General features: G+C 58.3%; 15 protein-coding genes. 6 read left to right on the forward strand and 9 right to left on the reverse strand.

The window, feature by feature from the left end:
* The first annotated feature begins 11 nt into the window (after positions 1-11).
* From OXH56_00965 to OXH56_00975, 3 genes are all read left to right on the forward strand, one after another.
* Complete coding sequence (locus OXH56_00965) at positions 12-815, forward strand: phytanoyl-CoA dioxygenase family protein (GenBank protein MCY3553867.1); 804 nt, start codon at positions 12-14, stop codon at positions 813-815.
* Positions 816-916: 101 nt separating this feature from the next.
* Positions 917-2,038 (forward strand): mandelate racemase/muconate lactonizing enzyme family protein, encoded by a 1,122-nt coding sequence (locus OXH56_00970; GenBank protein MCY3553868.1) that lies wholly within the window; start codon positions 917-919, stop codon positions 2,036-2,038.
* Positions 2,039-2,050: 12 nt separating this feature from the next.
* A complete protein-coding gene (locus OXH56_00975; protein MCY3553869.1) occupies positions 2,051-3,205 on the forward strand; it encodes a cupin in 1,155 nt (384 codons plus the stop codon).
* A 50-nt stretch (positions 3,206-3,255) separates the two neighbouring features.
* On the opposite strand, the gene OXH56_00980 is transcribed toward OXH56_00975, so the two are convergent.
* The 7 genes from OXH56_00980 to OXH56_01010 form a co-directional block, all read right to left on the reverse strand.
* Positions 3,256-4,053, reverse strand: a complete 798-nt coding sequence (locus OXH56_00980; protein MCY3553870.1) for a phytanoyl-CoA dioxygenase family protein — start codon at positions 4,051-4,053, stop codon at positions 3,256-3,258.
* 42 nt (positions 4,054-4,095) lie between these two features.
* Entirely contained in the window at positions 4,096-4,578 is a 483-nt protein-coding gene (locus OXH56_00985) for a lysozyme (GenBank protein ID MCY3553871.1), read from the reverse strand.
* A gap of 60 nt (positions 4,579-4,638) precedes the next feature.
* A complete protein-coding gene (locus tag OXH56_00990) occupies positions 4,639-5,079 on the reverse strand; it encodes a hypothetical protein (GenBank protein MCY3553872.1) in 441 nt (146 codons plus the stop codon).
* A gap of 126 nt (positions 5,080-5,205) precedes the next feature.
* Positions 5,206-6,438: an XRE family transcriptional regulator gene (locus OXH56_00995; protein MCY3553873.1), complete on the reverse strand. Its 1,233-nt coding sequence runs from the start codon at positions 6,436-6,438 to the stop codon at positions 5,206-5,208.
* Between the two features lie 190 nt (positions 6,439-6,628).
* Positions 6,629-7,615: a mannonate dehydratase gene (locus OXH56_01000; protein ID MCY3553874.1), complete on the reverse strand. Its 987-nt coding sequence runs from the start codon at positions 7,613-7,615 to the stop codon at positions 6,629-6,631.
* A 13-nt stretch (positions 7,616-7,628) separates the two neighbouring features.
* Positions 7,629-8,759, reverse strand: coding sequence for an amidohydrolase family protein (locus OXH56_01005; protein ID MCY3553875.1), 1,131 nt, complete (start codon positions 8,757-8,759; stop codon positions 7,629-7,631).
* Between the two features lie 18 nt (positions 8,760-8,777).
* Positions 8,778-9,959: a molybdopterin-dependent oxidoreductase gene (locus tag OXH56_01010; protein MCY3553876.1), complete on the reverse strand. Its 1,182-nt coding sequence runs from the start codon at positions 9,957-9,959 to the stop codon at positions 8,778-8,780.
* Between the two features lie 234 nt (positions 9,960-10,193).
* Here OXH56_01010 and OXH56_01015 point away from each other — a divergent pair, with 234 nt between their 5' ends.
* Positions 10,194-11,348 (forward strand): sialidase family protein, encoded by a 1,155-nt coding sequence (locus OXH56_01015; protein MCY3553877.1) that lies wholly within the window; start codon positions 10,194-10,196, stop codon positions 11,346-11,348.
* Between the two features lie 722 nt (positions 11,349-12,070).
* Here the strand turns inward: OXH56_01015 and OXH56_01020 are convergent.
* Positions 12,071-13,201 (reverse strand): DNA methyltransferase, encoded by a 1,131-nt coding sequence (locus OXH56_01020; GenBank protein MCY3553878.1) that lies wholly within the window; start codon positions 13,199-13,201, stop codon positions 12,071-12,073.
* Positions 13,202-13,401: 200 nt separating this feature from the next.
* On the opposite strand from OXH56_01020, the gene OXH56_01025 reads away from it, so the two are divergent.
* Positions 13,402-13,632: a prevent-host-death protein gene (locus OXH56_01025; protein MCY3553879.1), complete on the forward strand. Its 231-nt coding sequence runs from the start codon at positions 13,402-13,404 to the stop codon at positions 13,630-13,632.
* On the forward strand, positions 13,632-14,012 hold the full coding sequence (locus OXH56_01030) for a type II toxin-antitoxin system VapC family toxin (protein MCY3553880.1): 381 nt from the start codon (positions 13,632-13,634) through the stop codon (positions 14,010-14,012). Before OXH56_01025 ends, OXH56_01030 begins: the two co-directional genes overlap by 1 nt.
* A gap of 30 nt (positions 14,013-14,042) precedes the next feature.
* Here the strand turns inward: OXH56_01030 and OXH56_01035 are convergent, their stop codons facing one another.
* The gene (locus OXH56_01035) at positions 14,043-14,471 is read right to left on the reverse strand and encodes a cupin domain-containing protein (GenBank protein ID MCY3553881.1); all 429 of its coding nucleotides are present in this window, start codon (positions 14,469-14,471) and stop codon (positions 14,043-14,045) included.
* Positions 14,472-14,536: the final 65 nt, after the last annotated feature.

Here is a 14,536-nt window from a genome sequence, read left to right on the forward strand (position 1 = left end):
GAATCTATACCATGACAGACGAATCCTTTCAAGCCCACGTACTGGACCTCAAGGTCGAAGGCTACACCATCCTGACGGGCCAGTTGACGGCGGAGGAGTGCGCCGAGGCGCGCAGGGAACTGGAAGCCCGTTACCCCGACCGGGAACAGGGCAGTTTCGAGTGGCTGTTCAACAAGGCGCGGGTCTTCGAGCGGTTCTACCAGCTGCCCGACCTGCTGCGGCTGGTCCGCCACTTCCTGGGTTCCGACGCGCTCCTGAGCGCGGTGTACGGTTCGGTGGTGATACCCGGTGAAGGCGGCCACGGCCTGCATTCCGACAGCGGCATCACGGGACACAACCGCGAGGCGTCCATGCCCGATGCCGACGAAGGACGCCGGATCACCAGCCATTCGATCGCGCTGAACGTGATCTTCTGCCTGAGCCCTTTCACCGAGACCAACGGCGCCACCGAGTTCGTCCCCGGAAGCCACCGATACGAGTACCTGGACGTGCCCGATTCGGCCTACGGCAACGCCCGGACCGCCGTCGCCCCGGAAGGGTCGCTGGTGCTCTTCGACGTGAATACCTGGCACGGCACGACGAAGAACCAGACCGATGCGCCGCGCTACGCGGTATTGAGCCCGTGGCGGAGGCGCTGGACGAAATGCGAATACGAGATGGCCCGCGTGGTCAAGCCCGACGTACTCGAGCGGGCAGGCGAGGACGGACCGGTCATCTTCGGGTTCCAGGCCCAGTCCCCCTACACGGAACTCTGGCAATGGGACCGGGAAGAAGGCGGTCCGAAACCGGAGTTCAATCACCTGCGGCGGGACTGAGGGCGTAGAGTCTTCAAACGGTCCTGGCCACCGGCAGCAGTTGTCGGCGACCGAAAGACTGCAGGCAACCACGCGGCCGAGATGACGTCCGGAGGAAACCGTTGAAAATCACCGATGTGAAAGTTCACCTGGTAGAGTCCTGGCGCAAAACCCGGGACATCGGATCGCCGTGGATCTTCGTCCAGGTCCATACCGACGAGGGCGTCGTGGGCCTGGGGGACGCCACGAACTGGCCGGGCGGTACGATCATCGCCCAATCCGTGGAGGAACTGGGCAAGCTCATCATCGGCGAGAATCCCTTCCACATCGAGTACCTGTACCATCGCATGTACTACGCCCTGGAGCAGATCGGGCAGACCGGCGCGGTCATCGCGGCCGTCAGCGGCATCGAGATCGCCCTGTGGGACATCGTGGGCAAGGTCACCGGGCAACCTATTTACAACCTCATCGGCGGACCGTGCCGCGACCGCATCCGGTTCTACAGCCACGCCTCCAACCCGGAAGAATGCGCAGCGCTGGCCGAGAAGGGCGTTACCGCCATCAAGGCGTACTTCCCCGCCGACCCGATGGTCAAAGGTGAACGCATTGACTCACCCAGGTCCGTCACGCTGCGGGAAGAGAAGCTCGCCCTGGAACACATGCGCCGGTGCCGCGAGGCGGTCGGCGACGAGGTGGACCTCTGCACCGACGTGGGATGCCGGTACACCACGAGTGCCGCGATCCGCATTGGCAACCGGCTGGAGGAGATCGGCCTGCTGTTCTACGAGGAGCCCGTCCACCCGGAGAACATCGATGCCCTGGCCCGGGTGACGGCGTCTGTCAACGTGCCCGTGTGCGTGGGGGAGCGCCGGTACACGCGCTTCGGCTTCCGGGACCTGATCGCCGCCCAGGCCGTCGACATGATCATGCCCGACGTGGTGCGCACGGGCGGCATCATGGAGACCAAGAAAATCGCCGCCATGGCCGAAAGCTACTACATGCAGGTCTCGCCCCACAATCCGAACAGCGCCCTGTCGACGACAGCGAGCCTCCACGTTATGGCCAACATCCCGAACGCCCTGGTCCTCGAGTTCGTGGACGAAAAATGGGACGCACCCTGGCGCGACGATCTGCTGACCGATCCGCCGGTCGTGGAAAGCGGCTATTTCCGGCTGCCCGAGAAACCCGGGCTGGGGACGGAGCTGAACATGGACGTCGTGGAGAAGTATCGATTCGAAGGTTGAAGGAGCAGGCCAATGCAGTTACATGACGACAAACAATCCAACCGCGCGGACAATATCCAGGGCGCCGAGATCCGGCTGCCGTCCGAGGACCTGACCGCGGACCTGGCCTTCTTCATGAAGACCCTCGGGTTCCGCATGGACAAGATCTACCCCGCCGACTACCCGACGATCTCCGTACTGTCGGGTCATGGACTGACCATCCGGCTGGAGCAGGGCGCGCCCGAGCCGCCCGGGACGCTGCGGATCCTGTGCCGCGATCCGGCAGTCCTGGCGGGCGGCGAGACCGAACTCACCGCGCCGAACGGCACTCGTGTCGAAATCGTACAGGCCGATCCGCCGCTGGAGATTCCGCCGACGCAGCACGCCTTCCTCGTGCGGCGCCTCAAGGACAACACGCCCTGGGTGATCGGCCGCGCGGGCATGCACTACCGCGACCTGGTGCCCGGACGCCTGGGTGGAAGCATTATCGCCTCCCACATCCGGATCCCCGATGCGGGTCCCGTACCCGACGTCGTGCACTACCACACCGTGGGATTCCAGTTGATCTTCGCCTACCGGGGCGAGGTGAAGCTCGTCTACGAGGACCAGGGACCGCCCTTCATGCTGAAGGCCGGGGACTGCGTCATCCAGCCCCCGGAGATCCGGCACCGGGTGCTCGAATCGTCCGAGAACCTGCAGGTGATCGAGATCGGCGTTCCGGCAGACCACGTGACCACTATCGATCACGAGGTCGAGTTGCCGACCGGGGTGCTGAATCCCGCTCGCGTCTTCGGCGGTCAAACGTTCTGCCGCCACCAGCTCAAGGACGCGGAGTGGGAACCGTGGAGACTGGCGGGATTCGAGGCACGGGAAACGGGCATTGGAAAGGCGACGGGCGGTGTGGCCTCGGTGCAGGTTGCCCGCGCGACGACGGGCACGGATGGCGCGGACGGCCGCTCCTCTGACGGCGGCGAACAGGTCACGAGCCACACGGGCGATATCCTCTTCACCTTCGTGATGGAAGGGGAGGTGACGCTGAACGGGGAAAACCAGGTCGCCCACAGGCTCGAGGCGGGGGACGCCTACGTCATTCCGCCCCACACGAAGACCTCACTCACGGACCGCTCGGCCGACCTCGAACTCCTCGAGGTGGCGCTGCCCGCGCAGTTCGAGACCATCGTGCACTAATCCACTAAGCACACCCGGTCGATATCGGGGCTGGGGCGCAGTCTGTTACGTCACACGCCCAGCACCCCGCGCAACCGGTCGGACGCCCGGGACAGCACCGTGGGCGGCACGGGTACGTGGTTATAATCGGAAAATCGCCGGTGGGCCCAGTGGGCGGCATACTGGGACTGGAAGACGTAGCGCATCCGGTCGGACGTGACCGGCGCTCCCCGGTGCCAGCACTGGTTGTTCTGAAGGTAGACGTCACCCGCCTTGCAGAAGACCGATACCGGTCCCCGGCCTTCGAACTCGGGGTGATCCTGGCTGTTGGGGTCCCTGCCGGAATAGTGGCTGCCGGGGACGAACTGCGTCGGGCCGTCCTCGACCGTGTCGATGTCGGTGAGCGCCATCTGGATGGTGAACCACTGCACCGGCATGCGGATGCGGGGGTCGTGGCGGGGCACGTCGTCCGGCAGCGGGAACTCCACCCGGTCGTCCACGTGCCACAGATCGATCGCCTGGCCCGGCGCGTTGCGGATCACGTTCTGACCGCAGAACTTGCAGTCCTCTCCCACGACCGCCTCGGCCAGGCTCAGGATCGGCTCCCGGATCAGCATGTCCACGAACACCGCGTCCAGCTCCAGCGTGTTCCGCAACACGAATCCGTCGCCCTGTCCGCTCACGTAGTCGGTGCCGGCCAGCACGGGATCGTTGAAGCAACGGTCCGTGACCTCGCGGAGTGCGTCGATTTCTTCCCGCGTCAGCACCCCGGGGATGAGGGTGACACCATTCCTGAAAAAGTCCTCGAGAATCACTTCCATTTGGGCGTCGTCGAGGCGCTCGCCGGGTAGTATGCGTTTTGAGATCACGGTTCATCCTTCCGTTTACCAATCCCAGACAGTCGATATTCGCTAAACACTCGCCCTTTCAGCAGCAGTTCTCAAGACATCTACTATACGTTGGGCTCGCTCACCTACTTGATTGAACCAACGCGAGTCCTCGGCCTCAATGGCAGCGAGGGCATAGTCACGCTTTTCTATGGCCACGATCGTTTTTTTGAACTTCCGAAACGTTGTCAGACCGAGGTTGAACATCATGTTCGATACTACCCGTTTAACATCATCAGGATGAGAATCGAAGTCGGTGAAGACGCCACGTGCTTCAATGTGGCATCGTTCGATATCGTTCTGACAAAGGTATTTCGCTTCTTTGTCAGTGATTCCGTCATCAACGTTACTCCGACCTAAATAGGCTGCTTCCTCCTCCGAAATACCTACGTCCTCAAGGTTTCGACCAATACCAATGGTCTTTTTGTTTGCCGGACACATGTAGGGTATAAGACGAACCCCTTCGTCTCTCTTCAAGTCTTCAAAAAGGCGGTCTTTCCAGTCCATTTTCAAAACTCCAAATTGTTCAACTGTATGGATATTACCAGTAGTTTCTACATCCCGTTTTTAGTTGTATGGATTCCTCCCGTGTCTACTAATCCGGTTTCTGCGAATGAATCGATGTAGTCCATCACCAGAATCCTTAATTATGAAACGGTGTTTTCGCGCCCATTGGTCCTTTATCGCCGCCGCTTCATTTTCACTCAACAGATCCTGATCTATCATGGATTCGAGCAGATCTGGTGTTGTAATGACTTTAAGATTTTGGTTGATACTATGAGCATGCTTAATGGCACGGCGGTCATCCATTGCCAGGATGAGATTACGATGGACCGCAAGCGCGATGGCAGAACACTCACCACCACCCAGGATCCTCGTTGCGATAAGTGATCCAAAAAGCTCCAGTTCATCAGTACTCTTTATGGTCATTTGCTGTAGCGTGCCGTCAGAAATGGAGTTTCGTAGTTGAAGCTTCTGTACCGCGTAATGATCGGTTATTTCTGACACGACATGATCCGTAACGATGTAATTAAGGGAATGTCGCCTTAATAGGTCCATACGAGCTATTCGCAGGAAATTGACAAGCACAGATGTATCCAGAGCGACTGAGGACATTTGCATCACAATTACCCTTTAATCCCCTCGAGCTTTAGCAGCAAGGTCCAGGAATCGTGGACCATCGATTTTAAGTACTTTACTAAGTTCGAGAAGTCGTCCCTGCGAAATCTCCTCCTGTCGATAGGCTTCAATGGCCAGATTTGCAACCTCGAAACGCAATTCACGCCCTGACCGTTGTATATTGTCTTTTCGTTCGACACTATCTGCGTCATTCAGCTCATTGAGTAGCTGTTTACCGAATCCCTCAAGTGACTTTAGGCTGTCCGTCTCCTTATCAGTTAACAACTTAAGGCTTTTAAGTCTATATAGAGCCGCTTGATAGCTAACCCCGAAACGATGTGCAACTTGTGCCACATCCTTGTATGAGATTGTTTTGGAACTTGACTCTTTACGTATTACTCCTTCAGAAGAACCACCGCTGGCAGCATCATAGACAGTCTGAATCCTGTGGTACGGGGTTTTAAGTTCCAGATTCTGAAAAATCTCATAAACGCCATCGGCAGGTATCAAGAAAGACGCTGCAAAAGCATTGGCTCGTACTTCAACGAGTTCTGATGAATTATCACTACTCGAAACAGACAACTGTCCATTTCTATCCATTAAGGCATGCGCGTATTCATGAGCATACGAGAACTTCTTGCGTCCTCGAGAATGGTTAGCATTGACTACAATGGCCAGACCGAATGAGATATGATTCAGAAAAAGACCAGAAACACCATTAGGCAGTTCTGCATCTGATGCCCAAACGCCTTGAGATACGATGAGTTCCGAGATTCCGCGAACCGGAGATTCGCTCAGACCCAGGCGACGGCGTTCTTCGACTGCCGCTTTGTTGCCTTGAGTAATGGCTTCTCCCTTCGTCCTGGGAGTTCTGAAATCATACGTGGGTAAACCGGTACGAGAATCCAGTCCAAGGACCTCCTTCAGGGCAACACCTTCTTGAAAAAGACTAAGGCACCCCCAGACCTGCTCACGCACAGTAGGATCCACATTTAATTCCGGCGCGACACGATACAAGGCAACGAAGATATCCTTTTCCTCGGCAGCCTCCTGAAAGAAGAAGCCTATCGGTCGTCGAAAGCATTCAGCAAGTCTTGCCAGTTCCATTGTCGAAACTGACCGGTTACCGGATTCCATCTGAGTTATTGCTGTTCTTGTCACCCCAATGGCATCCGCCGTCGCCTGTTGACTGAGCCCCCTGAACTCCCGCGCATAACGCAGTCTTTGTCCGAGCTCTCCGAGATCCATTACTCACCTCCCTCGCAGTGGTGGATCGGTTGGCGATACGTAATAGGACATATACTCATTTCGAACATTAATGTCAATATAGTTCCGTTATTGTTTGAAATTAAAACACACGTGGCAACGTATTTCGACAAGCTATTGCCGGTCAAATACCGATTAGATGGTTGAGTATATTCTGAAGAACCGGGTGGCCCTACCCCTCGTCCATCACGGCCTGGATCATGGCCCGGATGTAGCCGAACTCGTAGGCGAAGGCCTGCCGGTAGCTGTCCGGATCCTTGTGACCCGGCGCGTGGTCGGGCACGCACATGTGCGGGTAGCCAACCTCTTTGAGCGCCTGCATGTTGCGGTGCATGTTCATCACGCCCTCGTCGGGCCAGACCTCCTGGAACTTGTTGCGCCCGCCCACGATGTTGCGGAAGTGGCAGAGGAAGATCTTCTTGCGCGAGCCGAGGTAGCGGATGATGTCCGGCACTTCGTTGAGGGGATCCAGCGAACTCTCCGCCATGCAACCCAGGCAGAGGTTGACGCCGTGATAGGGGCTGGGACAGATCTCGATGAATTGCTTGAAACCATCGAAGCCACCGAGCACGCGGTCGACGCAGCGATATCCGGGCGGGAGCCACGGGTCGCAGGGATGGCATGCCATGCGGACCTTGCATTCCGTTGCCACGGGGATCACCCGTTCCAGGAAGTAGGTGATGCGGGCCCAGTTCATCTCGGCCGTCACGGGCTCGTCGTACCTGGCCGGCCGGTCCTTCGCCTTCTCCAGGTCCCAGGTGCTGTAGATCGAACCGCCGCGTCCGGGCGGATCGCTCTCGGTGCGCTGGTTCTCCATCTCGCACAGGTAGTACTTGATCGCGGGGATGCCCGCTTCCGAGGCCTGGCGCACCATGTTGCAGACCAGCTCGATTTCCTTGTCGCCTTCTTCGTACTTGCCCAGCATGTAGTTGGGCACCTGGCCGCCGTCCACGTTCAGGTCGGCGATGGGCAGGGCCACCATTTCCATTTCGATCCCGAAACGGGCGCACTTTTCCTTCTTGGCCGCCAGTTCCTCCACGTCCCAGCCGTACTCCCGGTGGAAGGTGATGTTGAGTTCGCTCTTGTTGAAGACGCCGTGACGGGCCAGGTATTCCAGGTCTTCGTCTGCCGTGCTGAACTGCTGGGTACCGACGTGCATGGGATCCTCCGTGTTATGTAAACTTGCGGGTGCTGGCGATGCCCAGGATGCGCGCGGCGGTACCGCCCATGATCGCGGCCAGGTCCGCCTCGCTCAAGAAATCCGCGTACTTCTCGATCCAGTCCCGGGACTGGCGGTAGGTGCAGAACCGGTTCTGGAAGGGCATGTCCGTGCCCCACAGTAACCGGTCCGCTCCAATGCGGCCCGCCATCTCCTCCAGCGCCGGCCAGGCCTCGCGGTAGGGATAATCGAATAGGTCGCCGATGCGCACGGGGAAGCAGACTTCCAGGCTGAGGTTGGGGTTATCGAACGGTCTCCACAGGCCATCCGGCAACACGAGACGGTCTCCTTCGATAAACATGCGCCAGGGGAAACCGTGGGTGATGCTGCAGACCGTATCCGGGTAGCGGTCCATCCAGTCCATGAGCACGCCGAGCTCGCCTAAGTATCCCTGCGTGAGGTCGGCATGGTAGCCGAGGACGGGGCCGGCGCCCAGGGTGAAAAAAACAGGGACGTTCATCGCGGCCACGGCGTCCCAGAACGGACGGTAGGCGCCGCCGCTCCACGGCTGCTCGCTTCCGCGGTAGGCCAGCGAGGCATTGAACTTGACGGCGTGCAGCCCGTGTTCCCGCACGGCCCGTTCGATCTCTTCGATTACCCGGTCCGGTTCCGCGGCGATGCGCCATTCGTCCACGGGCGCCATGGAATACAGGCGGCCGGGAAAGGCGGCGACGCATTCGGCCTGGAACGCGCTGTCGCGGCCCAGCATGGGATTGGTATGGAGCAGGGCGGCGTCCACGCCCGCGTAGTCCAACTCGGCGATCAGGTCGCAGGGCGTGTATTCGAGATTGCGCAGGTGGGGCGGGTAGAACTGCTTGGTGTAGTCTTCTCCGTCGATCGTCCACACCACGCGGCCGTGAGTTCGATCGACGCGGAAATCCACGTCGGGGAGCGTGGACCAGTCTCCGGGGGCCTCAGGCGCGATCGCCTCAGACGAGGCGGGCGCCCGGTCCCGGACCCGCCAGGCCGGCTGGTGATGGACCGCGTGCTCGGCCTGCATCCATCTCAGGTGGTCCCGGGCGTCGGCGTACCCGGCCTTCGCGTCACCCGGCGGAAAGCAGTACGCGTGGGAATCGATGATCATGGATCGGGAAACGGTTCCCTAGCTTTCGAAGGTCCGTATAGTGCGAGTTACCTGCCCGTTGCTCTCCCAGTAAGTCTTCTTGCCGGCCAGGTACGGGTCGTCCGGCGCCGGCTGCATCGTACCGGCCGTCGTTATGCCCCGCGACGTGATCGTATGCTCGCCGGGGGACGGGCGGTCCCAGTCCAGCCGCCAGAACTTCCAGGCGTACTCGGCGTCCTCGCCCTCGATGATCTCCGCCGTCTGCCACGGACCGTCGTCGATGCACACCTGCACCTCCCTGAGCGGTTCGCCCCAGACCGCGCCGTAGATCCGGTGCAGGGGACCGACCCGGGTGACCCGCGCCGTGACGGAGTTGATGCGGCCCTTGCCCACGGACTCCTGGCGCCACACGGTCTCTCCGTTGTGGGTCTCCTCGCGGATCGTGACGTAATCCCGCGAAATGAACCGCCCCATGTACCGCGTGGTGCGTACTTCGATGCGCTTCAGCCACTTCACCTGGGTAATCCCGTACCAACCGGGTACGATGAGGCGCAGGGGATAGCCGTGCTTCGGCGGCAGCGTCTGGCCGTTCACCTCGTAACACAGCAGGATGTCCGGGTCCATGGCCTGCGCCATGGTGAGGGAACGGGCGAAGTTCTGCTTCATGGTCAGCGGTTCGCTCCGGCGGGGGGTGATGACCTCCTCCCCCTCGTCGTGCCCGAAGAAAACCACCTCCATGCCGTTGTCCCACATGCCCGCCCGCTCCAGGATCGGCGCCAGCGGCGTGCCGGTCCACCGGGCGTTGAACACGCCGCCGCGGAAGACGGGAACGCCCCGATTGCCCGAGCACTCGAGGGTGAAGTCCAGGTCTTTGCGCGGCATGGATTTGATCTCGTCCAGGCTCAGGTTGAGCCTCTGTCTCACCGCACCCGTGATTTCGAGACTGTAGGTATCTCCGTCGACAGTCGGCTCGGGATAGTGGCTGGCCGAAAAAAACTGGTCCACGGGCGTAATCCATGACTCCAGGCCGTTCCAGTCCAGCAGCACGAAATCGGGGCTTCGCGGCGGCCCGAATTCGTCGATCCAGTTTACGGGGGTTTCGTCCCTTGCCAGCTGGTCCAACTGGGCCAGCACGTGGGACGGCAACAGCGTCATGCCGGCGGTCGCGATCCCTCCCTTGATCAGCACGTCTCTGCGGGACAGGTTAGATTTCCCGGCCATATGCGTATCCTCCCGGCTCGCTCGGCTCGCTCGGTTCAGTTACTTAGATTCGGTCTCTTCCGATAAACTGATATGGGGGTTGTTGTGATCGGTTCTATGATACATTGGGTGGGCGGAACAGATCAAGGGCTATGTTCAGATCAAGGGCAATGTTGACAGGCCCTTCCTTACCCGGTAAAATCGATTGTTCATCTCACACACCCGGCACTTTGACCCTCCAGGAGCTTTTGATCTATGAACCGACTGCTCGCCGAAGATTACCTCGTTTTGGCTACTTCGCCCGATCCGGAGAACGTGTACGCCGGTTCGCCCTCGATCGCCCGGATGGACTCCGGACGCCTGCTGGCCAGTTACGAGTGGTTTCGTCCGTCGCCGCTCAAGGAAGCCGTGCCGGACCAGACCGAGGTGCTGATCAGCGACGACGACGGCGCCACGTGGAGCCTGGCGGCCCGCCAGGATTTCATCTGGGCGACCATCTGGACCCACGAAGACGACGCCTACCTCATCGGCAACCGGCGGAAGAGCCGGGATATTGTCATCGGCCGATCCCGCGACGGTGGCGCCAACTGGGAGGGACCCGTCACCCTATTCGAGGGCAGGCACCACTGCGCGCCCACGCCGGTATTGATCCACAACGGCTTCGCCTACCGTGCCTTCGAGACCTGCGACGCACCCAGCCGCTTCGACTGGAAGTCCCTGGTGGTCGCGGGCAACCTTTCACGCGATCTGCTGAATCAGGCGGCCTGGCGGATGTCGAATCACGTCCGGTTCCCGGGCATCCCTGACGTGCTTTCGCAACGCAGGTACCCGGAGAGCGCGACCCACAAAGTTCCGGCCGACAGTTTCCTGGAAGGCAACATCGTACGGGTGGACGGCGAGATCCGGATGATCATGCGCACGATCGTAGACGGCCACACGACGTCGAGCCTGGCTTCCATCGGCCGGGTCGAGGACGATGGCCAGACCCTGGACTACCGGTTCGTCCAGTTCCACCCCATGCCGGGCGCCCAGTGCAAGTTCCAGATCGTCCACGACGAGGAAGGCGGCCTGTACTGGACCACCGTGACCTTGTCCACCAACCCGTGGCAGGACCGGGAGCCCCTCCGACGCATGGGCTTCAGCGGTCCGCCGGGCAACGAGCGGCGCATCCTCATGCTCATGTACAGCGTGGACGCGCTGAACTGGTTCCAGGCCGGCTGCGTGGCCATGAGCAGGAGCATGATGGAGTCCTTCAGCTACGCCTCGCAGGTCATCTCCGGAGACGATCTCCTGGTCGTCGCCCGCACCGCCCGGGGCGGCAAGAACCAGCACGACACCAACCTGATCACCCTCCACCGGGTAAAGGACTTCCGCGATCTGGCCCTGGATCTGCGGCCGGTTGATTTGTAATGTTGATAACGTAAATTACTGTTAAATAGGTTTGCTACTACTGGCATGTAATTCCACTATTGTGTAATGAAAAATACACTGGAGGTGTTCCAATCAACCAGATTCGAAACGAAGTTGTACGTGATGCATTCAACACTGACCGTGATCTTCCTTATCAACTTCGTCTGATGGATTTCGAGTCAGCAATGCAGGACGTTTACGATTTCTTTCACGATGTCAATTCCCACCTAGTAGCACGTGGACTGGAACGTCTTGACGATATGTTGCGACCAGCCATCATGTCCGGAGTCCTGTCTGACATGCTAACGGCAAGTCTTGCCAAACACTCACGCGTACTTACGGAGAACAACTATTTCAATGGGCATCCAGACCTGGTAGTTCAGGGAGTTTATCCTGGAAACTCGGTAAAGGCTGGAGATCAGGGGGTGGAGATAAAAACCACAAGGAAAAAAGGTGGCGCAGTCGATACACACGGGGCAAGAAATCAGTGGATGTGTGTATTTGTCTACAAGGTGGACAACAAAACTGAACCAGCTTCAGCAAGACGGCCAATGGTTTTCAAGGAGGTCTACTTATCTCATGTGACCTTGGAAGACTTTCGACGGAATCCTCGTAGTGAACTAGGTACACGAACTGCAACGCTCGATCGATATGGCGTGGCGAGATTCCGCGAGAACTGGGTATACAAAGACTTGTAAATCCTTGTTATTTTGCGTGCACAATCATAGTTCAGAAAGCGATTGGACTGCTTTTTTTGCCATATTGAAATACAGCGAGTCCTTCTCAATTCCAACTGACTCATATCCCACTGCTTCCGCTGCAGCTAGCGTAGAACCGGCTCCTGCGAAAGTGTCAACTACTATACCCTGCCCAAGAGGAAGCACGCCTCTTACCAACATACGCATGAATGTTTGTGGCTTTAAGCTTGGATGTGGCGCGATAGCCCTTTCATTCTTCCTAGTCGGAGAAGATCGGATCACATCTCCAAAGGGTTTAAAGCTGTCCGGTCGACGAAAACCTCCAGTTCGCCATTTACGCAGATTATCCTGAACCCTTCCTTCGATAGGCCTACGAAATAGCAACCAGGGCTCCCACATGGATCTTGGGAGTACACTGACCCCTTCGAATTCATCGTGCGCCGCCTTAGGCCGGTCGCCACCTCGCATTGTCATCACCAACCGTACAATTTCACCCCTCCTTTCAAGACCCGCGTCCGCAATGGCGCCTGAAACGATATGGGAAAGAAGAGGATTAGAAGCAACAACAACATTAGCGCCCGGTACCAGCTTGGGTAACAGTAGCCGGGTCCAAATAAAGAAAAACTCGCGGAGATACAGCTTCTGTCCATCAGTTAGAGTAGTAAATCGGGGTAGTGGCGACCGGACGTTTCCGTCAAATGAAGGAGGTATTCTCCAGACTCCTCCCTTCCTGCTTCTGAGCTTCGACTGTTCTTTCCTCGAGTATTCCTGCAGACCGTAGGGTGGATCTGTGACTATAGCATGTATTGAGCTATCTTCCCGAGCATCCAGCCAGTCTAAACAGTCACCGTGAATTAACGTGGCATTTCCAATTCTGTAAGGTGTCTCCAACTCAGTATTGCTAAGTATCGTTTGTTGCAAACTGCTGTCATAATCGTCTTTGAGTCGGTAAATTCCTCTTCTTTCCCTTACAAACATTGATGGAGTATTAAGGCGCAGATAGGATCTTATAGAAGACTCTGGCATGTGTCCTTCGACCTTCGCGACTCTTTCAGCAACTTGCTTCGCCGACAAAGCATCCGACGAAAGCCTCATTACTCGTATTATGGCGTCCCTTACTTGCCCTGGAGCATATCGTTTATGATCATTTGCCATAGTAGAATTATAGACGTCGGGACGTCGAAAGTCAACGGTTTAACCGCAAGAAGACTTAACTTTTTGACTGGAGAAATGACATACGGACAGATTAGGGATTTCCTCGAATGAGGCGATAAACTGACTTGACATTTGCAGGACGATGCCTTATATATGACCATAGACATGACTATAGTCATTTTATACCAAACGAGGACCGCATGCCGACGATTTCGAAAAGCAAGCTCAAAGCCAACATGCTCCAAGTTTTCAGGGAGATCGAGGAATCGGGCGAAGAACTGATCGTGACACACAACCGGCGTCCCGTGCTGCGCATTCGGCCCATTGGAACAAAGCAACCGGTTGACCGGGTATTCGAGAAGCTGCGTGGGAAAGTCGTCTACCGCGAGGACATCAACACGCCCACCACCGACGAATGGGATGAAGCGTAATGGTCGTACTGGATACGTCCTCACTGATATTCTGGACGCTCGACCCCGGCCGCCTGTCCGAGACCGCCGAAGAGACCATCGCACAGGCCGACCGCGTAGGCGTCAGTTCGATATCGATCTGGGAGATCGGCATCAAAGTAGAACGGGGCAGGCTTGTACTGCCGCTTTCCGGCGCGGAATACCTGGAAAACCTGGAGCAAACCAGTCGGGTGGAAATATTGCCCGTGGATCTGAGTACCTGGATCAGGAACCTGCAACTGGATTGGAATCACCAGGATCCTGTCGACCGGACGATCGTCGCCACGGCTTCTCTACACAACTGCCCGCTTGTGACTTCGGACAACGTGCTCCGCAGTTTCTACGAGAAGGCTGTCTGGTAAGGACCGCCCACCTGGCACCGCAGACACTCCTCACACCGGTGCCGGCGCCACGTGTTCCAGCCCGAACTCTTCCCGCAGGCGGTCCATTTCCACTTTCAGTACATCAGGATCGGACGTGTCGGCGGACATGCGCTCCAGCAGCTGATCGGACGCCTTGAAGAAGCGGTCAAGCCCCGCGGGCGTGCAGATCAGCATAACGTGCGCCGGATCGTCCCCTGTGTTCCAGAACGAATGGGGTTTCCATCCCGGCACCGTAACCATCTGGCCGGCCTCGAGCACGAAGGCGCTTTCGTTAAGGAATTGGAAGGTAAGCATGCCTTTGACAACCAGGAACATCTCGATGAAGGCGTGCCGGGTGAATACGGGCGGCGGGCTGTGGGGCGGTTCGACGGCCTCGATGACCGTGACGCGATCCTCCGTGGCGGAACCCGGGGTCATGACCCGTACGTTCTGGCCCATGAGCGTCCTGAGCCAGGGGCCTCCGAGGTCTCCGGGGCCTCCAAGGCCGCCAGGACCTCCAGGAC

Source organism: Gemmatimonadota bacterium, assembly GCA_026702745.1.
Lineage (GTDB): Bacteria > JAAXHH01 > JAAXHH01 > JAAXHH01 > JAAXHH01 > JAAXHH01.

Excerpts from the sequence above, each read along its gene's own strand:
- OXH56_00965 (MCY3553867.1), top strand. The coding sequence starts at position 12 with ATGACAGACGAATCCTTTCAAGCCCACGTACTGGACCTCAAGGTCGAA.
- OXH56_00975 (MCY3553869.1), top strand. The coding sequence starts at position 2,051 with ATGCAGTTACATGACGACAAACAATCCAACCGCGCGGACAATATCCAG.
- OXH56_00985 (MCY3553871.1), bottom strand. The coding sequence starts at position 4,578 with ATGGACTGGAAAGACCGCCTTTTTGAAGACTTGAAGAGAGACGAAGGG.
- OXH56_00995 (MCY3553873.1), bottom strand. The coding sequence starts at position 6,438 with ATGGATCTCGGAGAGCTCGGACAAAGACTGCGTTATGCGCGGGAGTTC.
- OXH56_01000 (MCY3553874.1), bottom strand. The coding sequence starts at position 7,615 with ATGCACGTCGGTACCCAGCAGTTCAGCACGGCAGACGAAGACCTGGAA.
- OXH56_01005 (MCY3553875.1), bottom strand. The coding sequence starts at position 8,759 with ATGATCATCGATTCCCACGCGTACTGCTTTCCGCCGGGTGACGCGAAG.
- OXH56_01010 (MCY3553876.1), bottom strand. The coding sequence starts at position 9,959 with ATGGCCGGGAAATCTAACCTGTCCCGCAGAGACGTGCTGATCAAGGGA.
- OXH56_01015 (MCY3553877.1), top strand. The coding sequence starts at position 10,194 with ATGAACCGACTGCTCGCCGAAGATTACCTCGTTTTGGCTACTTCGCCC.
- OXH56_01020 (MCY3553878.1), bottom strand. The coding sequence starts at position 13,201 with ATGGCAAATGATCATAAACGATATGCTCCAGGGCAAGTAAGGGACGCC.
- OXH56_01025 (MCY3553879.1), top strand. The coding sequence starts at position 13,402 with ATGCCGACGATTTCGAAAAGCAAGCTCAAAGCCAACATGCTCCAAGTT.
- OXH56_01030 (MCY3553880.1), top strand. The coding sequence starts at position 13,632 with ATGGTCGTACTGGATACGTCCTCACTGATATTCTGGACGCTCGACCCC.
- OXH56_01035 (MCY3553881.1), bottom strand. The coding sequence starts at position 14,471 with ATGGGCCAGAACGTACGGGTCATGACCCCGGGTTCCGCCACGGAGGAT.